21 protein-coding genes are annotated in these 16,430 nt (G+C 64.5%); 2 read left to right on the top strand and 19 right to left on the bottom strand.

The annotated features are described in order from the left end of the window. Nucleotides 1–101 precede the first annotated feature (101 nt). The 14 genes from ACKI1H_RS07780 to ACKI1H_RS07715 all read right to left on the bottom strand — a co-directional run bounded on the left by ACKI1H_RS07780 (nt 102) and on the right by ACKI1H_RS07715 (nt 9,150). On the bottom strand, nt 102–443 hold the full coding sequence (locus ACKI1H_RS07780) for a phage tail assembly protein (RefSeq protein WP_138525620.1): 342 nt from the start codon (nt 441–443) through the stop codon (nt 102–104). An 11-nt stretch (nt 444–454) separates the two neighbouring features. Then, nucleotides 455–958, bottom strand: coding sequence for a phage major tail tube protein (locus ACKI1H_RS07775; RefSeq protein WP_138525619.1), 504 nt, complete (start codon nt 956–958; stop codon nt 455–457). Between the two features lie 12 nt (nt 959–970). Beyond that, nucleotides 971–2,131, bottom strand: coding sequence for a phage tail sheath subtilisin-like domain-containing protein (locus tag ACKI1H_RS07770; RefSeq protein WP_440468064.1), 1,161 nt, complete (start codon nt 2,129–2,131; stop codon nt 971–973). A gap of 92 nt (nt 2,132–2,223) precedes the next feature. Continuing rightward, nucleotides 2,224–2,745, bottom strand: coding sequence for a DUF4376 domain-containing protein (locus ACKI1H_RS07765; protein WP_440468063.1), 522 nt, complete (start codon nt 2,743–2,745; stop codon nt 2,224–2,226). A 2-nt stretch (nt 2,746–2,747) separates the two neighbouring features. Continuing rightward, nucleotides 2,748–4,313, bottom strand: a complete 1,566-nt coding sequence (locus ACKI1H_RS07760) for a phage tail protein (protein WP_440468062.1) — start codon at nt 4,311–4,313, stop codon at nt 2,748–2,750. Continuing rightward, the gene (locus tag ACKI1H_RS07755; protein ID WP_440468061.1) at nt 4,304–4,918 is read right to left on the bottom strand and encodes a phage tail protein I; all 615 of its coding nucleotides are present in this window, start codon (nt 4,916–4,918) and stop codon (nt 4,304–4,306) included. Before ACKI1H_RS07755 ends, ACKI1H_RS07760 begins: the two co-directional genes overlap by 10 nt. After that, nucleotides 4,911–5,801, bottom strand: coding sequence for a baseplate assembly protein (locus ACKI1H_RS07750; RefSeq protein ID WP_138525615.1), 891 nt, complete (start codon nt 5,799–5,801; stop codon nt 4,911–4,913). The genes ACKI1H_RS07755 and ACKI1H_RS07750 overlap by 8 nt, the downstream gene beginning before the upstream one ends. Beyond that, nucleotides 5,798–6,124 carry a GPW/gp25 family protein gene (locus ACKI1H_RS07745; protein ID WP_440468060.1) on the bottom strand — a complete coding sequence of 109 codons (327 nt, stop codon included), beginning with the start codon at nt 6,122–6,124 and terminating at the stop codon, nt 5,798–5,800. The genes ACKI1H_RS07750 and ACKI1H_RS07745 overlap by 4 nt, the downstream gene beginning before the upstream one ends. A 110-nt stretch (nt 6,125–6,234) precedes the next feature. After that, nucleotides 6,235–6,798: a phage baseplate assembly protein V gene (locus ACKI1H_RS07740; RefSeq protein ID WP_440468059.1), complete on the bottom strand. Its 564-nt coding sequence runs from the start codon at nt 6,796–6,798 to the stop codon at nt 6,235–6,237. After that, entirely contained in the window at nt 6,795–7,325 is a 531-nt protein-coding gene (locus ACKI1H_RS07735; RefSeq protein ID WP_440468058.1) for a hypothetical protein, read from the bottom strand. Before ACKI1H_RS07735 ends, ACKI1H_RS07740 begins: the two co-directional genes overlap by 4 nt. A gap of 17 nt (nt 7,326–7,342) precedes the next feature. Next, nucleotides 7,343–7,687, bottom strand: a complete 345-nt coding sequence (locus tag ACKI1H_RS07730) for a phage holin family protein (protein ID WP_440468057.1) — start codon at nt 7,685–7,687, stop codon at nt 7,343–7,345. A 317-nt stretch (nt 7,688–8,004) separates the two neighbouring features. Further along, nucleotides 8,005–8,478 (bottom strand): N-acetyltransferase family protein, encoded by a 474-nt coding sequence (locus ACKI1H_RS07725; RefSeq protein WP_440468056.1) that lies wholly within the window; start codon nt 8,476–8,478, stop codon nt 8,005–8,007. An 83-nt stretch (nt 8,479–8,561) separates the two neighbouring features. Next, complete coding sequence (locus tag ACKI1H_RS07720) at nt 8,562–8,921, bottom strand: PA0613 family protein (RefSeq protein ID WP_045212666.1); 360 nt, start codon at nt 8,919–8,921, stop codon at nt 8,562–8,564. A 19-nt stretch (nt 8,922–8,940) separates the two neighbouring features. After that, a complete protein-coding gene (locus ACKI1H_RS07715) occupies nt 8,941–9,150 on the bottom strand; it encodes a TraR/DksA C4-type zinc finger protein (protein ID WP_138525612.1) in 210 nt (69 codons plus the stop codon). A 396-nt stretch (nt 9,151–9,546) separates the two neighbouring features. Here ACKI1H_RS07715 and ACKI1H_RS07710 point away from each other — a divergent pair, with 396 nt between their 5' ends. Both ACKI1H_RS07710 and ACKI1H_RS07705 read left to right on the top strand, forming a co-directional pair. Then, nucleotides 9,547–10,317 (top strand): XRE family transcriptional regulator, encoded by a 771-nt coding sequence (locus tag ACKI1H_RS07710; RefSeq protein ID WP_138525611.1) that lies wholly within the window; start codon nt 9,547–9,549, stop codon nt 10,315–10,317. A gap of 119 nt (nt 10,318–10,436) precedes the next feature. After that, the gene (locus ACKI1H_RS07705; protein ID WP_440468055.1) at nt 10,437–10,763 is read left to right on the top strand and encodes a pyocin activator PrtN family protein; all 327 of its coding nucleotides are present in this window, start codon (nt 10,437–10,439) and stop codon (nt 10,761–10,763) included. A 298-nt stretch (nt 10,764–11,061) separates the two neighbouring features. Here ACKI1H_RS07705 and trpE read toward each other — a convergent pair whose 3' ends face one another. From trpE to ACKI1H_RS07680, 5 genes are all read right to left on the bottom strand, one after another. Next, on the bottom strand, nt 11,062–12,555 hold the full coding sequence (gene trpE, locus ACKI1H_RS07700; protein WP_440468054.1) for an anthranilate synthase component I: 1,494 nt from the start codon (nt 12,553–12,555) through the stop codon (nt 11,062–11,064). Between the two features lie 72 nt (nt 12,556–12,627). Further along, nucleotides 12,628–13,446 carry a phosphoglycolate phosphatase gene (locus ACKI1H_RS07695; protein ID WP_440468053.1) on the bottom strand — a complete coding sequence of 273 codons (819 nt, stop codon included), beginning with the start codon at nt 13,444–13,446 and terminating at the stop codon, nt 12,628–12,630. Then, nucleotides 13,446–14,120 (bottom strand): ribulose-phosphate 3-epimerase, encoded by a 675-nt coding sequence (gene rpe / locus ACKI1H_RS07690; RefSeq protein ID WP_088420343.1) that lies wholly within the window; start codon nt 14,118–14,120, stop codon nt 13,446–13,448. The genes ACKI1H_RS07695 and rpe overlap by 1 nt, the downstream gene beginning before the upstream one ends. A gap of 208 nt (nt 14,121–14,328) precedes the next feature. Beyond that, nucleotides 14,329–15,156: an ABC transporter permease gene (locus ACKI1H_RS07685; protein ID WP_054908041.1), complete on the bottom strand. Its 828-nt coding sequence runs from the start codon at nt 15,154–15,156 to the stop codon at nt 14,329–14,331. Between the two features lie 16 nt (nt 15,157–15,172). Continuing rightward, entirely contained in the window at nt 15,173–16,420 is a 1,248-nt protein-coding gene (locus tag ACKI1H_RS07680) for an ABC transporter permease (protein ID WP_440468052.1), read from the bottom strand. Between the last annotated feature and the right edge of the window lie 10 nt (nt 16,421–16,430).

Below are 16,430 nucleotides of genomic sequence, written 5' to 3'. Positions count from 1 at the left end.
CCCGGCGCTCCGCGAGGGCAAACTAGCCCGCCTCGTCCCCCAGCCACCAACGCAGGTCGCTGAGGGTCATGCGCTCCAGTTCACCCGCCGTGAAGCCCGACTCAGTCGCCAGCCGCCGCGCCAACTGGCGCATCAGCTCGAAGCTCATCGCCGTCGTCTCGCACCAGGCGAAAGTAGGCGTGCTGCAGGCGTTGGTAGTCGCTGAGCTTGAGCCCCTCCAGATCCTGGCGGCTGACCTGCACCAGCGAGGCGAACAGTTGCAGCTCGCGCTCCTCGTCATCGCTGGCCACCTTGCTGGCCAGGCGGATGTCGCGCACGGTGGGAGCACGCAGGGTGAGGGCGTCGACGTCGACACCGTTGCAGGAGGTCGGGCGGGACAGTTTCACCACCGCCGCGTCCTCGGACAGGCTCAGCCACGCGGGCTGTTTGACGGAGTCTTGCATCACGGTTCTCCTCAGACGCCCAGGTCGTTACGCATGGCGACGAGCTGGTCGACGCCGTCGATCTTGCGCACCGAGTTGGCCGGGTCGATCTCGAACATCTCGCGGCCTTCCACTTCCAGCTTGTAGTAGCTGACCGCCACGCTGTAGGTGCAGGCGGCCAGGTCACCGGCCTTCCAGTCGCCCGGGTTGATCTCCTTGAGCAGGCCACGGACGGTGGCAACCACAGGAACGGTGCCACCCTTCTGGGTCTTGAAGGAGCCGCGGAAGGTGCCGTTGAAGGAGCCCTGGTCACTCAGGCCGAAGAACTTCATGGCCTCGCGGCGTGCGCCGTTGGTGGTGAACTTGGCCTCCATGGCCTCCAGGCCGACGTCGAGCAGGACCGGTGCGTCCATGCCGCCGGCACGGTACTCCTGGGTCTTCACCTTGAGGGTCGGCAGGGTCAGGGAGGGGACGTCACCGGCAAAGCTCACGCCGTCGACGAACAGGTTGGTGTTGGTGAGGATCTGCGGAATCATCTGGGGTTCTCCTTAAGCTGCGTCCAGGACTTCGGTGAGCCACTGATCGGTCACCTCGACGCGGAAGTTGGGGTTCTCGGCAGGCGGTACGTCGGTGAAGCGGATGTTCCAGTACACCTTGCCCTGCGCCAGCTGGCTGGCGGTGTTGAGTTCCGGGTCGGCATAGACCTCGAAGTCGATCACCGCGCCCTGGTTCTTCAGGTCGCGCATGAAGGCCTGCAGGCCCTCGGTAACGTCCTTCACGTAGGTCTTGGTGATGCCGCGGTCGACCGCCCACTTGTGCCCGGCGAGGATCGCGTCCATCACCATGTCCATGGTCCGCACGCGGGTCACGAAGGCCCACTTGGCATCGCTGGACAGCGTGCGGTTGCCCCACAGGCGGTAGCCGTCGTCTCGGATGATGGTGGTGATGTTGGCGTTGTTGAGCAGGTTCGCGCGGCAGGTCTCGTCGCCATCGAGGAACTCGATGGGGCGGCCGGTACCGGTAATGCCGAGCAACTCCTTGTTCGACGGCGAGGACCAGAAGCCGTACTGGCTGTCGGTCCAGGCGAACAGCGCGGCGGCATTGGCCGAAGCCGGCGCGTCGAGGGTGGCGCTGCTGGCGGTATCCCAGTACTGCACGCCCGGGTCGACCAGGTAGATGCGCTTGCTGCCGAATTCGCCGGCATAGGCGATGGCCGCCTCGTCGGTGGTGTTGGGGCCGTCGACAATGGCGATGGCGCGCAGCTTCTCGGCCAGCGCTCCCATCGCGGTGGCGACTGCCTGAGTGGCGGAGTGCTTCGGCGCGATCAGCAGGCGCGGCTGGGCGTTGAAGCGGGACTTGCCATCGAGCAGCGCCTGCAGACCGGTACGCTGGCCGGCTTCTGTGACGCTGCCGATGATCGCGGAAGTCAGCTGCGCAGCATCCTCGACCTTGGCCACACCAACCGCCACGACCACCGCGGCGGACTGGGTGAAGATGGCGGTGCAGGACTTGTAGATCGCCGACGCGGTGCCAAACGCGGCAGCCGCCTCGCGCAGGCTGGTGAGCAGCACCGGCACATCGGCCTGCGCGGTCAGCTTGGCATCGGGGGTGAAGGTGTCCACCAGGCCGATGATCGAGGACGACGGCAGCGCAATGGTGCGCGCACCGACGTCGACATTGGTCACGGTGACGCCGTGAAAGAAGCTCATAGGGTTTTCTCCAGACATAAAAAAACCGCCGGGAGGCGGTTGGGTGGTTTGCCCTGGTCGCAAGAACGATGGGCAGAGATTCAGTGTTTAAGTCAGACGGGCCAGCCTTCGTCGAGCATTGACTCGGTGAAGGTTCCACCCTCCAGATGAGCGAGCAACTCTGCTTCACGGTCAAAGCAGGCCTGTACGTGCTTGCGGATAGAGGCCGCCATATCGAGAATTTGCTGGGCATTCAACTCCACAAAACCATCCTGGGTCTTCCAGTTACAGCGATAGCCAGGGTCCAACAAGGCAGCATGAGCCACACTTCCAATCAGCCCTTGGCTATCGCGGGCAGAGGAAAACACAACGCCCCGCACCTTCACACCAACGGTCTCCACTCCAAACCGTCGAGTAGAGATGACGTGACGTAACGCGTCATCTGTCAGCGGCAAGGACTCCAGCAATACCGGGTGTCCTGCCTCATCTGCCGCTATTCGCCATCCATTGGCTTGTCCAGACATCAGTGTGTCGTATGCCTCCTTGGAAATTTCGACTGCATTAGCAGGTATGTCGCGTCCATGGATATTCGACGAGAGAAACCCAAGTGTTTTCGCTGCAAAGTAGAACGTCATATTCAATACCCCCACACGAAGAATCGCCCGGCTATGCCAGGATTCAGCGATGGGCCACCTGCTCCCTGAATATCCCTGACCTTTGCGCCAAGAACCGACTTACTGCTGGTTGTTGGATCAATTGCCCAAACCGTAGTGCGATTGCTAGTCCACCCTGCAGGGGAATATTCGCTTGCAACCCCTCCCAAGAATGCGTTCGGGAACTGCATCGGCAACGAGACCTGCACGTTGCCAGCAGAATCAGAACTTCCAGTAAGCCACTGGAAAATCAATCCACTGGGCAACTTCTGATAGCCGCTGTCTTGTTTAAGACTAGCGAAACCAGCCGACGCGCCTATCTGTATGCCACCCCAGCCGTACCAAGCATTTCCACCAACATACGCAACTGTCACCGTATCGCCAGAACCAAGTGTGAACGTGCGAGCCGTACCGTTTCCAACACCGTACAAACTTTGCCCGACGGGGGCCTGCACAGTCACAACTCCACTACCAGCATTGTTGATCTGGAACGTAGCCCCCACCGCCTCGGCCGTGCCCGTTGGCAACGTTATGCTGATGGTGTTCCCGCAGTTGATAATCTGGCCAGCCAAATCCAGCGTTAGGGCACGAGTCGTGTTGACACTGATCTGACTGGAGAAATTGCCAAGCGCTCGCTGCACGAACTCAGTCGTCGAGAGGCTGATGTCTTTATCGAACTGGGGTGGTGTCGGTGCCGAAGGACTACCAGTAAATATCGGCGAAGCCAGCCTAGCCAGCCCGTTGGTGATGTTCTGGAATGTCAGCTCGGTGGTGCCGATCGCAATTGGCGTGTCAGTGATTAGCTGCCAGACAGAATCTGCCTGGGTGTAGCCGGTCTCGACAGCGACAGTGAGCGCTGGAGTTACTTCCGTGTTTTCGTCAGCGTCAGCGCTACGAATCCAGGCTCCGACAACTGCTACGTAGATGCCGTTCTGGCTAGCATTGACCTGGTTCTTCACCAGGATCCGGTCACCCGCTGCGAGCACGATGCCATCTACCGTCTGCAGCCCACTCAACGCAATGGCGCCAGTAGTCGCAACTCGGACCGACTGCTTGCAGTCCAGGCGGTTCATCGCACTGACGATGGCGCTATCGACATACTCCCGCGTCGCCAGCACCACACTCGGGTCGATCTTCAATTCCACCGAAGCGGCGTTGCTGACGATCAGCACGATACGCACGGTCTGGGTGCGGCCGCTGCCCTCGGCCAGTTGCGGTTTATAGGAGGGCGCACAGTTCGCGTAGGCGATCAGCGCGCCGGCTTCGTCGTACAGGCCCATCTCGCGGATCCACCAGCCGCCCACGTCCTCGGGGATGACCTGTTCGGCGATGATCTGCGAGCTGTTCGCCGGGTCGACGCTCAAGCGGTTCAGCGGAGCGCGGCGGACTTCGTTGACCAGTTGCGTGCGGCTGGCGTCGGGGGTCGGTACGTTGCCGCCACCGTCGCCTACAGCGAGCTGGGTGATTTTCAGGGTGGTGCCCAGCGCAGTGGCATTCGCCAGCTTGCCGGCACCGATGGTGGTGAGTAGTGCGTAGTAGGTTACTGCCATGGGTAGACACTCAAGCTATCGATGGTGTGCTCCCGGCCCGGCAAGCCGTGGCTGCCGATCGCTTCGATCACATCCGGGAGGTAGGGGTAGACGGTGACGATGTCGCCGTCGTATTGCCCGGAGCCGACGGTGATCCGCCCCTGGGATTCCAGGCTGATGTCCAGCCCGATGAGGTGCCGCGTGAGCGGCTTGGCGTCATCGATGAGACGCTCCACCTCCTGGTACATTTCCTCGCTGATACCGCTGTCGAGCACGCCGATGCGCAGGCGGAAGGTGCCCGGCTCGCCCACGGGCGAGCCCTGCCACCATTCGATGATTTCGATCAGGTAACCCAGCGGCTCGATCACCCGCCGCAGGGCAGCGATGGTCCCCTTGTGCTGGTGGATGCGGAACGCCGCGGACACCGCCTTGCGCTTCACTGCCTCGCTCCAGGCCGGGTCCCAGCGGTCCACCGACCAGGCCCAGGCCAGGTACGGCAGCAGGGCCACCGGGCAGCGCTGCGGGTCCATCAGCTCGCGCAGGGGCACCGGCAGGTCGCCGACCTGCACGTCGGCCAGCACGCGCTCCAGCGGAGTCGAGTTGATAGGCAGCAGGCGGCTACTCATCGGAGCCACCCACGCGGATCTGGTAGCCGCTGCAATACGCCGCCTGGGTCGAGTCGAGCACCACGTCGGCAGCCGGCTTGGCCAGCTCGACGCGTTGCACGCCTTCCACATGCAGCGCGGCGAACAGCGCGCTGCGGCGGATATCGCGACCGATGCGCCGCTGCGTAGCAATGTAGGTCTGCAGCGAAGCCTCGGCGGCCTGCTGGATCAGCTCGGCCTCCGGGCCCGGGTAGATGTAGAGCACGGCATCGACCTGGTAGGACACGATGGCTGCGGACTGCACCGTGAGACGATCGCCCACCGGGCGCACGTCTTCATCGTTCAGCGCAACGCGCACCGCCTGAAGCAGTTCCTCCGTTGCCGTTCCATTGCCTTCCGACGACAGCACACTGACCAGCGCCTCACAGGGCTGCGGGCTGATCGCCGAAACATCCGCGATACGCCCGTCGGCGCCGAGCGCGAAGGCCACGTAGGCATTGCGCGGCCCAGCCACCGACAGCTGGTCGAAGGCCAGTTGCGTGCGGTTGCGCAGGGAATCGTCGCCCTCCAGCACGGCCGGAGTCGGTGGCGAGGTCGTGGCATCCGCCTCCTGGATCACCAGGCGCTTGACGTTGTAGCCGGCAGCCAGTTGATCGAGGTCGCCCTGGGTCGCATAGCCAAGCATCACCGCACGGGCGGCGTCATTGATCCGCGCACGCAGCAGCAGTTCGCGATAGGCCGCCAGCTCCAACAGTTTGACCACCGGATCGGACTCCACCGCAGCGGTCCAGCCATCGCCCATGGCGCTACGAAAATCCGCCAGCAGCTCTGCGTAGAGCGTCTCGTAGTCGAGGGTCTCCACGACCGCGGGAGCGGGCAGTTGAGACAGGTCGATCAGGCTCATGCCGCCACCTCCAGTCCGATCTCGTCGCCCAGGTAGACGCCGCGCAGGCGCAGCGAAACGCTGCCGGCGACCACCGCCACGACCTGCACCGAACTCAGGCGCAGGCGCGGCTCCCAGCGGCCGATGGCACGGGCCACTTCAGCCTGCACCGCGCCCTTCCAGCCTTCGGTTACCGGCAGGTCGACCATGCGTCGCAGCCGGCTGCCGTATTCGGGGCGCATGCGCCGACTGCCCAGCGGGGTGGTGAGGATGTCCTCGATGGATTGCTTCAGGTGCGCCAGCGCGCCGAGCGGCTGGCCGTTGCGTCGATCCATGCCGATCATGGCCGCGCCCTCCGTCGCTCAGGGTGCGCACGGGAAAAGTTGCCCATGGCAGGTCTCCAGAAATGCAGAGGCCCGCACGAGGCGGGCCTGGGTTGGAAGTCGAAGCGACTTCAATGAGTGTGGTGGTTGCTGTTGCCGGCGGTGTCCATGATCGAGCCGGTGCTGCTGATGTTGCCGTTCACCGTCAGCGCGCCCTTGATGGTCACCGGGCCGGTCAGCTGGATGCTGGCGGCGGTGATACTCACCGCTCCGGGGTCGATCACCACCTGCGTGCCGCCGACTTTCACCGTGGCGGTGCCGGCAGGCAGCTGCAGGTCATAGCGATGCGCCTGCCAGTCGTAGCTGAGCACAGCACCATCGGGAAAGTGCCAGCTCTCGACCTCGCCGCGATTGTTCGGTGGCGCCGAGGCCGCGCCGAACAGCCCCGGCACGAAGGTACCCATGGCGGCCATTCCGGACGGACTGAGCAGCACACCTTGCTCGCCCAGGCTCGGCGCCCGCCAATGCCGTGCAGCACCGGCCGCCTGCGAGTGCCAGCGCACCCAGGCGCTGGTCCATTCGCCGGAGCGCACGCGCACCTGCGCCGCCGCCAGGTCCACGGCCACCACTTCACAAGGCATGACCAGGGCGGCGAGCATGCGGTCATGTTCCGCGCTCACGTAATCCTGGTTCATTGCACGGCTCCCGGGTCGAAGTAGTCGTCCTCGTGGCCGGGTCCGGTCTGCGGGTCGAAGCCCAGCATGAGGCTGCCCGGCGGCTGGTCTTCCCAGGGCCACTCGGTCTCGCCCAGCAGCACCGGCTGCTGCCACTCCACCAGCCACACGCGACACGCCGCCAGCTCTGAATTATCGAGCTCCGGCTGGGCCTGAATGAAGCTCACCGGCTCCAGTTCCAGCCCCCAGTTCTGACCGCGTAAAAGCACGGCCAGCGCGGCGACAGTGCGCAGTGCCAAGGCCTCCGCTTGCGCATCATCTCTTGCCACCAGAATGCGCGTCTGGAGCCGGCAGATGAGTGCGGTCTGCCCATTGCCGGGATCACGGCCAGGCAGCAGGCCCGCGTACTCCAGCGCCAGCGCAGGAAGTGTCGCCGGCGCTTGCGTCAGCGGGCCACGCAGAAAGGCGCCGATCTCGGTCAGTCGCGCGGACAGCGCCTGCTCTACCGTGTCGAGCAACAGCGCCAGGGTCAAAGATTGTTCGGACATGTCGTCTCCTTGCAGCTTCACTCTTGCCCGCGCTCGCTCGGCGGCAGTTCGCAGACACCCAGGCGCTTCGCCGCCCAGCGTTCATAAAGGCCGACGGCGATCTCGGCACCTGCCGCTGCCGTCAGGCTGCCGATAGCCGCAGCGAGGGTCAGCGAAGCGCCGCAAGCCATGGCGAGGAACATCACCGCCATACCGCAGACGATGGAGGCCCCGGAGCGCAACGCCAGACGCCGCAGCAACCGCCAGCCGCCCAGGCCCGCCTTGTCGGCGCGCCACATTTCACCGCTGATGCCGCCCGCCACCGCGAGCAGGATCAGCCCCCACAAAGGCACCTCGGCCAGGGTCTGAGGTTCGTTGCCCATTGGCTCACCTTGGATAAAGACGCCCGCGAACGGGCGAAACCGGCGGCTATCAGCCAACCGGGGATGACTGCCGGCGTGCTCGCCGGCCACCCGCCGCAACCGGCGGATCAGAAAGCGCGGGCATGAAAAAGCCCGGCTCACTGGCCGGGCTTTTCGGGGGTTTCGCGTTGTGCTCCCTGGGGACGCACCTTTACAAGAATGACTACTTTTTACCCCCCGATTCCTGCCGGAACAAGGCTTCTCGAGGAATGCGCTGCAATACGCAGATGACACACCGCAATACGTTGTCGAAACACCGAAATCCAGCGTCGGAAATTTCAGAGATCCTTGTTCATCAGCACGGTGGTGAAGCCGCTGTGCCACTCCTCGTCCGGGTAGAAATCGATCTCCGCATAGCCGTGCTTGCCATAGAAGGCACGCGCCTGCTGGTTGAAGGTATCGGTCTCCAAGCGAATGTGCGCATAGCCCGCGCCAGCGATAGCGGTTTCGGCGTGACGCAACAGAGCCGCACCGATACCCAGGCGCTGGTGACGGGGAGAAACATGCAGGGCATCGATGAAATCGTCGCGCCAGTCGACCAGGCCGACTACCTTGCCGTCGAAGCAGGCCACTTCGAAATACGCCAGGCGCTCGCGTACATAGGCCTCGGTGTGCGAGCTCGCCTCGAAGCGCGCGATGGCCTTGGCACTGAGTTCCGGCTTCCACGTGGCTTCGTAGGTTTCGCCCAGGATGTGCAGGATGGCATCGACGTCGGCAGCTTCGGCACGGCGAATCAGGATAGGTGTCGTCATGGGGCGCGAGCATAACTCAAGGGCGCCCGCGAAAAGCACGAAGCCCGGCGCAGGGCCGGGCTTCGTGTGGGGAATGGAGAAGGTCAGGCGACGCGGCGCATCAGCCGCGACTGGATACTCTGGTGCGCCACATGCAGGCGCAGGTAGAAGGTATTGCGGCTGCAGCGGCAGTGCCGGTACTTCTGCGAAGCCTCGCTATCGCGATTGAGGTAATGCTCGGTGACCACGTCCTTCTGCTCGTCAGGCAGGTGGTTGATGATCAGGTCCAGTTCCGCGACGCGGTCGAGGATCACCTTGCTGCCTCGCGTGCCACGAATCATCTCGCCCTTGTTGGCCATCATCATCGCCAGCAGGTTGCCGCCGGCGTAGCCGCCGCCCGCGCTGCCGGGGTTGTGCATTTCTTCGGCCCAGAGCTTGAGCATTTCATCGATGGGTTTGATCACGGCGTGTCTCCCTGGCGGCTCAGTGCCGCCGCTCGAGTTCGTCGATTGCCTGGCAGTCGATGCAGCGAGTGCAGCCCGGCGCGGCCAGGCGGCGCGCCGGCGGGATGTCGTCACCGCAGTCCTCGCAGTACTCGGCGGAGCTGATGGCCGTCGAGGAGCGCCGGCTGTGCAGCATGTCCTCGATGCGCTCCAGCATCAGGTCATTGGCGTAGTCGGCGATGTCAGCCATGGCACACCTCCGCATCGGCGAGGGATTCGGGCTGCATTGCGTAGTTCGAGTGTTGGCTCATAAAGGTCCTCCTGGCGACGTACCCTCCGTGGTCGCCGAGCCTTCGGCCGCCTGGGTGGTCAGTCGCGATCTATTCGTCGCGGACACCGACTCATCGGACGGCATCCCTTGCCGGTACGCAGGCGGCGCCTCCCTGGCCCACCCGCGTCCTCCAGCCTGCTGCGCAGGCAACCCACGGCTTCCCTGCCGCAGTGAGGGGGAAGCCGTTCGCTTCCCGTTAGCCGAACCGGTTTTCGTCTCTCCGGTAGCTGCTGACTTTTATGATTACAACTATAGCTATATTTAGTCAACACCAAAGCTATTTACACGCTACAACCCAGGAGGTAGAGTGCCGCCATGGACAAGACGCCCTCATCGACGCTGGCCGACCGCCTGAAACAGGCGATGGCCTCGCGCAACCTCAAGCAGGAAACCCTGGCCGAAGCCGCCGGGGTTTCGCAGAACACCATTCACAAGCTGACCTCGGGCAAGGCGCAGAGCACGCGCAAGCTGATCGAGATCGCCAGCGCGCTGGGGGTCTCGCCGACCTGGCTGGCCACCGGCGAAGGCACGCCGGCACCGGGCACCAGCGCACCCGCGCCGCGCCCCGCCGATGGCAGCCCGCTGCGACTGGAACCGCTGCACCCATGGGATAGCGACACACCGCTGGACGAGGACGAAGTGGAACTACGCCTGTACAAGGAAGTGGAACTGGCGGCCGGCGCCGGGCGCACTGCAGTGCGCGAGATAGAGGGGCGCAAGCTGCGTTTCTCGTACGCCACGCTGCGCGCGGCGGGGGTCGATCCGGCTACGGCGATCTGCGCCCAGCTCACCGGCAACAGCATGGAGCCGCTGATCATGGATGGCTCCACCATTGGCATCGACACAGCCACCACGCACATCACCGACGGCGAGATCTACGCCCTGGAACACGAGGGCATGCTGCGGGTGAAGTTCGTCTATCGCCTGCCCGGCGGCGGCATCCGTCTGCGCAGCTTCAACCGCGACGAGTACCCCGACGAGGAGTACCCGGCGGAGCAGTTCGACAGCGGGCAGATCCGCATGATCGGCTGGGTATTCTGGTGGTCCACCGTGCGCCACCGCCGCGCACCTACCCTGGTTCGCTGAGCTTCTGCCACAGAAAAAGCCCCGCCTCGGCGGGGCTTTTTCATGGGGGGTGATTGAATAGAAATACAACCTTTGCTATATTTCTATTGCCGCTACAACCGCCGGAACAGGAGAGCCCCATGCAGTCGACCGTAGAAGTCCGCCACGCCCCACGCCCGGAAACCGTGAGCCTGGTCTACCAGATTTTCGGAGATGTCCTGGTGCCGCTGGAGCAAGTGCGCGAGCGCTGGTTCCGCAACCTGAACCGGGAAAACTTCAGCAAGGCGCTGTCCTGCGGGCGCATCGCCCTGCCGGTGACCACGCTGGATGACAGCCACAAGGCGATGCAGTACGTCGCCGTGGATCACCTGGCCGCGTATGTGGAGGAGCGCTCGCAGCAGGCGGACGCCGCCCTCGCCCGGCGCAAGGCGAACCTGCTGGTAGTAGAGGCGCGGCAGGCAGGTTAAGTCCCAGCGTGCAATACATCATGTGCTGTAGGAGCGAGGGGGACGCCATCGTTATTGCTCGCGCGCCCCCCCAGCGACGGAGCGGCCGGAAGGCTCTGTTCGCGAGCAAGCTCGCTCCTACGAAGAGCTGCGCCATTGGATAGTCTGTGCGAGAGCTCGCCGCCCTCCCCCAGCGATTCTGCCGGCTGATGCGGTGACTTCACCCGGTACTGCACCGCCGGGCTATGCAGTCAGGCGCGCGGCCCCTATGAAAAGAAAAAGCCCCGCCGAAGCGGGGCTTTTCCGGTAAATCAGCAACTCAATCGCGACCATGCACCTTGGCGGTGTGCTCGGCCAGCGCCACGGCGCGGAACATCGCGCGGCGCTTGTTGATGGTTTCTTCCCACTCCGCTGCGGGCACCGAGTCGGCAACGATGCCGCCGCCGGCCTGCACGTGCAGTTCGCCATTCTTGATCACCGCGGTGCGGATGGCGATGGCGGTGTCCATGTTGCCGTTCCACGCGAGGTAACCCACGGCACCGCCGTAGACGCCACGCTTGACCGGCTCCAGCTCGTCGATGATTTCCATCGCGCGAATCTTCGGCGCGCCGGACAAGGTGCCCGCCGGCAGGATCGCGCGCAGGGCGTCCATCGCGCTGAGCTTCTCGTTCAGTTGGCCGTTCACGTTGGAGACGATGTGCATCACGTTGGAGTAGCGCTCGATCACCATCTGCTCGGTGACCTTCACGCTGCCAGTCTGCGACACACGGCCGACGTCGTTGCGGCCCAGGTCGATGAGCATCAGGTGCTCGGCAATTTCCTTGGCATCGGACAGCAGGTCCTCCTCCAGCGCTCGGTCGGCCTCCTCGGTCGCGCCACGCGGGCGGGTGCCGGCGATGGGGCGCACGGTAACTTCGCCGTCCTCGACCCGTACCAGCACTTCCGGCGAACTACCGACGACATGGAAGTCGCCGAAGTTGAAGAAGTACATGTAGGGCGTCGGGTTGAAGCAGCGCAGCGCGCGGTACAGGTCGATCGGCGCAGCGGTGAAGTCGATGGACATGCGCTGCGACGGTACGACCTGCATGCAATCGCCGGCCAGGATGTATTCCTTGATGGTGCCAACGGCACGCTCGTAGTCCTCGCGGGTGAAGCTGGCGCGGAACTGCGGCTCCGGGGCATTCACGGCGCTGAAGTCCAGGCCGCGGCGCGGGGTGATCGGCTGGCGCAGGCGCTCCAGCAGTTCTTCCAGCTGGGCCAGCCCGTGGTCATAGGCGTTGGCCTGGGCCGGGTCGACGAGGACGATCGCGTGCATCTTGCCGGCGAGGTTGTCGAAGACGACCACCGCGTCGGAGACCATCAGCAGGATGTCAGGGTTGTTCAGCGGATCGGGATTCGGGCACTGCGCCAGGCGCTGCTCGACGTAGCGCACGCAGTCATAGCCGAAGTAGCCGACCAGACCACCGTTGAAGCGCGGCAGACCGGCAATGGTCGGCACGCGGTAGCGCTCCTTGAACTCCTCGACGAAGGCCAGCGGGTCGGCGCATTCGAAGCTCTCGGTCTCGACGCCGTCGACCTTGACGCTCGCCTGGTGGCCGTACACCCGCAACACGGTACGGCTGGGCAGGCCGATGATGGAGTAGCGGCCCCACTTCTCGCCGCCCTGCACGGATTCGAGCAGGTAGGTGTTGGAGCCGTCGGCCAGCTTCAGGTAGATCGACAGCGGGGTGTCGAAGTCGGCAAGGGTTTCGCAGGTCAGCGGAATGCGGTTGTAGCCTTCGGCGGCCAGGTGCTGGAATTCTTCGCGGGTCATGATCAGCCTCGTGGAATGAGGAGGTAACGGACTTGGTTGCACACACGCGCCGGGCGTACCGGCCAAAGGATGTCAGGCGCGCCAGCGCCAGCGGGCCAGGGCCTTGATGACTTTCATCCAGAGTGTGTGGGGAGCCGTTTCCACGGTGCTGTCTCGCTGAGCGGGAGTTGAGGCGGAGTCGGGCAACACTATCGCTTTGCCCGAGTCGAAGCAAGGCAGCAGATGGCGCAGGTCATCGAGCACCAGCGTCGGGGTTTCCTCGGCGATGGGGCGGCCGTGGTTGTAGCCGTAGCTCAGGCCCACGCTGCGCACGCCGGCAGCTTTGGCGGCGAGGATGTCGTTGCGCGAGTCACCGACGAACAGCGCCTGTTCTGCCGACACACCGGCCATCTTCATCACGAACAGCAGCGCGGCCGGGTCGGGCTTCTGCTGTGGCAGGGTGTCGCCGCCGATGATCCAGCGGAAGAACTTGCCCAGCTTCATCTCGTCGAGCAGCGGGCCGACGAAGCGCTCGGGCTTGTTGGTGATCAGCGCCAGCTCGACGCCGCGCTTCTTCAGCCACTTCAGCGTCTCGATCACGCCGGGATAGACCACGGTCAGCGCGTGGCTGTCGGCGTAGGCATCCATGAACAGCTCGAGGGCGCGCTCGGTGTCTTCCTCGCTGACGCCCTCGTGTTCGATGTCATTGGCCAGGGCGCGGCGCACCAGCACGCGCGCACCGTTGCCGACCCAGTGACGCACGGCGTCCAGGCCGGCCGGCTGGCGCCCGAGCGCCAGCAGCATCTTGTCCACCGCGGCGGCGAGGTCGGGGACCGAGTCCACCAGGGTGCCGTCCAGGTCGAACATCACCAGACGCGGCAGACCGGCGAACGGCAGTTGTGCAGCGCTCATCACTTGCGCGCCTGCGCCAGCTCAGCGTGCATGGCGCGGATGACCTCGGCGTAGTCCGGTGCATTGAAGATGGCGGAACCGGCGACGAAGGTGTCGGCGCCTGCTTCGGCGATCTCGCGGATATTCTTCACGTTCACGCCGCCATCGATCTCCAGGCGGATGTCACGGCCGGAGGCGTCGATCAGCGCTCGGGCTTCGCGCAGCTTGTCGAGGGTGCCGGGGATGAACTTCTGCCCACCGAAGCCGGGGTTCACGCTCATCAGCAGGACCATGTCGATCTTGTCCATCACATACTTCAGCGCGTCCAGCGAGGTGGCCGGGTTGAACACCAGGCCTGCTTTGCAGCCGCCGTCCTTGATCAGTTGCAGGGAACGGTCGATGTGCTGGGTGGCTTCGGGGTGGAAGGTGATGTAGGTGGCGCCAGCCTCGATGAAGTCACCGATGATGCGGTCCACCGGGGAAACCATCAGGTGCACATCGATGGGCGCGGTGACGCCGTACTTGCGCAGGGCCGTACAGACCATCGGGCCGATGGTCAGGTTCGGCACGTAGTGGTTGTCCATCACGTCGAAGTGAACGATGTCGGCGCCGGCGGCGAGCACCTTGTCGACGTCCTCACCCAGGCGGGCGAAGTCGGCGGACAGGATCGACGGAGCGATGGCGTAGGGTTGCATGGCGCACCTCTGTGGGCGAAATCACGGATGGCGCGCATTGTAGCCGCTCACGTAGGCCGAAGGGCATCTCTGCGATGACCGTGCCGATAGTCGAGGCGGAAAGTTCACGAACGAGGCGGGAAATGCGAGAACGCAGGAAAAAGATCGCGGATCGATCCCGCCGCCGTGGGTGAGCACGACGACGGAACCGTCCGCGAAACACTGTGAATCAGGAAGTCGGTGCGGTGCGCAGTTTCTCGCTGCGGCCGCGCAGCCACTCGAGGGTCAGCAGGAGCAGGACGGAGAAGCCGATCAGCAGGGTCGCCGCAGCGGCGATGGTCGGGCTGAGGTTCTCGCGGATGCCGCTGAACATCTGGCGCGGCAGGGTGGCCTGCTCGGGGCCGGCGAGGAACAGGGTCACTACCACTTCGTCGAACGAGGTGGCGAAGGCGAACAGCGCACCAGAAATCACACCGGGAGCGATCAACGGCAGGGTGACCTTGAAGAAGGTCAGCACCGGCGGCGCACCCAGGCTGGCGGCGGCGCGCACCAGGTTGTAGTTGAAGCCCTGCAGGGTTGCCGACACGGTGATGATGACGAACGGCACACCCAGCACCGCGTGGACGATGATCAGCGAGATGTAGCTGTTGCCCAGGCCCAGCGGCGCGAAGAACAGGTAGCTGGCCACGCCGATGATCACCACCGGCACGACCATCGGCGAAATCACCAGGCTCATGATCAGCGCCTTGCCGCGGAAATCGCCGCGGGTCAGGCCGATCGACGCCAGGGTGCCGAAGACCATCGCCAGCACGGTAGCCGCCGGAGCAACGATGATGCTGTTGGTCAGCGCTCGCATCCACTCGGCGGAGTTGAAGAAGTCGGCGTACCAGCGCAGGGAGAAACCCTGCAGCGGGTAGACCAGGAAGGTGCCGGAGTTGAACGACAGCGGCACGATGACCAGTACCGGCAGCACCAGGAACAGCAGGATCAGGCCGCAGAGGATGCGCAGGGTGTAGAACCACACGCGCTCGACCGGGGACATGTAGGGGCTCAGCATCTTCTTGTTCTCCTCATCAGCCCAGGCGCAGGCGGCTCGCGCCCACCAGCCAGCCATAGATCACGTAGAGCACCAGGGTGGCGAACAGCAGCAGGCCGCCCAGGGCCGTGGCCATGCCCCAGTTGATGGTGGTGTTGGTGTAGAAGGCGACGAAGTAGCTGACCATCTGGTCGTTCGGGCTGCCCAGCAGCGCCGGGGTGATGTAGTAGCCGATCGACAGGATGAACACCAGCAGGCAACCGGCGCCGACACCGGCCACGGTCTGCGGGAAGTAGACCTTCCAGAAGCTGGCGAACGGGTGGCAGCCCAGCGAAATCGCGGCGCGCATGTAGCTGGGGGAAATGCCCTTCATCACGCTGTAGATCGGCAGGATCATGAACGGCAGCATGATGTGGACCATGGAGATGTACACGCCGGTGCGGTTGAACACCAACTGCAGCGGCTGGTCGATCAGGCCCATCTTCAGCAGCGCGCCGTTGATCAGGCCGCCCGACTGCAACAGCACGATCCACGCGGCGACACGCACCAGGATCGAGGTCCAGAACGGCAGCAGCACCATGATCATCAGCAGGTTGGACTTGCGGGTCGGCAGGATCGCCAGCAGGTAGGCCAGCGGGTAGGCCAGCGCGAGGCAGATCAGGGTGATCACCGCGCCCATCCAGAAGGTGCGGGCGAAGATGTCCAGGTAGATCGACTGGTCGGGCGTGGCGCGGGCGATCTCGCCCAGGTCATCGATGCGGTGATCCAGCGCCGCCAGCAGGTAATAGGGAGTGACGGAGCTGGCGTTGCGGCGGATCGCCTGCCAGTAGGCCGGGTCACCCCAGCGCTCGTCGAGGGCTTCCATGGCGTCCTTGTACGACGCCGGCTGCTCCTTGAACGGCAGCGCGCGGGCGGTCTTGGACAGCAGGCTGCGGTAGCCGGCCAGCTCCATGTTCAGGCGCTTGGACAGGTCACCGATGGTCTGGTTCTTGCGCGCAGCGACCAGGTCTTCGCTCAGCGCCTTGTACACCTCGTCCGAGGGCAGCGACTTGCCGTCCCATTCGGCGATGGCGTTGACGGTCAGCGGCATGGCGCCGACGACCTCGGGGTTGTTCACGCTCTTGTAGAGCAGCGCCGCGATGGGCACCAGGAAGGTCAGCAGCAGGAAGACCAGCAGGGGCAGCACCAGCGCCTGGGACTTCAGACGGTTCATCCGCTCCGCGCGCGCCAGGCGCTGCTTGAGGGTGGGGCCGGCGACCTCGTTCAGAGACACAGCGGTGGCCATAACGAACTCC

Source organism: Pseudomonas sp. YH-1 (genome assembly GCF_051990045.1).
GTDB classification, from domain to species: Bacteria; Pseudomonadota; Gammaproteobacteria; order Pseudomonadales; family Pseudomonadaceae; genus Pseudomonas; species Pseudomonas nicosulfuronedens.
The sequence above is the reverse complement of the archived record's forward strand: the minus strand, read 5'-3'. Positions and strand labels throughout refer to the sequence as shown.

Excerpts from the sequence above, each read along its gene's own strand:
- rpe (WP_088420343.1), bottom strand. The coding sequence starts at position 14,120 with ATGCAACCCTACGCCATCGCTCCGTCGATCCTGTCCGCCGACTTCGCC.
- ACKI1H_RS07710 (WP_138525611.1), top strand. The coding sequence starts at position 9,547 with ATGGACAAGACGCCCTCATCGACGCTGGCCGACCGCCTGAAACAGGCG.
- ACKI1H_RS07755 (WP_440468061.1), bottom strand. The coding sequence starts at position 4,918 with ATGAGTAGCCGCCTGCTGCCTATCAACTCGACTCCGCTGGAGCGCGTG.
- ACKI1H_RS07760 (WP_440468062.1), bottom strand. The coding sequence starts at position 4,313 with ATGGCAGTAACCTACTACGCACTACTCACCACCATCGGTGCCGGCAAG.
- ACKI1H_RS07705 (WP_440468055.1), top strand. The coding sequence starts at position 10,437 with ATGCAGTCGACCGTAGAAGTCCGCCACGCCCCACGCCCGGAAACCGTG.
- ACKI1H_RS07780 (WP_138525620.1), bottom strand. The coding sequence starts at position 443 with ATGCAAGACTCCGTCAAACAGCCCGCGTGGCTGAGCCTGTCCGAGGAC.
- ACKI1H_RS07765 (WP_440468063.1), bottom strand. The coding sequence starts at position 2,745 with ATGACGTTCTACTTTGCAGCGAAAACACTTGGGTTTCTCTCGTCGAAT.
- trpE (WP_440468054.1), bottom strand. The coding sequence starts at position 12,555 with ATGACCCGCGAAGAATTCCAGCACCTGGCCGCCGAAGGCTACAACCGC.
- ACKI1H_RS07680 (WP_440468052.1), bottom strand. The coding sequence starts at position 16,420 with ATGGCCACCGCTGTGTCTCTGAACGAGGTCGCCGGCCCCACCCTCAAG.
- ACKI1H_RS07745 (WP_440468060.1), bottom strand. The coding sequence starts at position 6,124 with ATGATCGGCATGGATCGACGCAACGGCCAGCCGCTCGGCGCGCTGGCG.
- ACKI1H_RS07695 (WP_440468053.1), bottom strand. The coding sequence starts at position 13,446 with ATGAGCGCTGCACAACTGCCGTTCGCCGGTCTGCCGCGTCTGGTGATG.
- ACKI1H_RS07685 (WP_054908041.1), bottom strand. The coding sequence starts at position 15,156 with ATGCTGAGCCCCTACATGTCCCCGGTCGAGCGCGTGTGGTTCTACACC.
- ACKI1H_RS07725 (WP_440468056.1), bottom strand. The coding sequence starts at position 8,478 with ATGACGACACCTATCCTGATTCGCCGTGCCGAAGCTGCCGACGTCGAT.
- ACKI1H_RS07775 (WP_138525619.1), bottom strand. The coding sequence starts at position 958 with ATGATTCCGCAGATCCTCACCAACACCAACCTGTTCGTCGACGGCGTG.
- ACKI1H_RS07735 (WP_440468058.1), bottom strand. The coding sequence starts at position 7,325 with ATGTCCGAACAATCTTTGACCCTGGCGCTGTTGCTCGACACGGTAGAG.
- ACKI1H_RS07750 (WP_138525615.1), bottom strand. The coding sequence starts at position 5,801 with ATGAGCCTGATCGACCTGTCTCAACTGCCCGCTCCCGCGGTCGTGGAG.
- ACKI1H_RS07715 (WP_138525612.1), bottom strand. The coding sequence starts at position 9,150 with ATGGCTGACATCGCCGACTACGCCAATGACCTGATGCTGGAGCGCATC.
- ACKI1H_RS07770 (WP_440468064.1), bottom strand. The coding sequence starts at position 2,131 with ATGAGCTTCTTTCACGGCGTCACCGTGACCAATGTCGACGTCGGTGCG.
- ACKI1H_RS07740 (WP_440468059.1), bottom strand. The coding sequence starts at position 6,798 with ATGAACCAGGATTACGTGAGCGCGGAACATGACCGCATGCTCGCCGCC.
- ACKI1H_RS07730 (WP_440468057.1), bottom strand. The coding sequence starts at position 7,687 with ATGGGCAACGAACCTCAGACCCTGGCCGAGGTGCCTTTGTGGGGGCTG.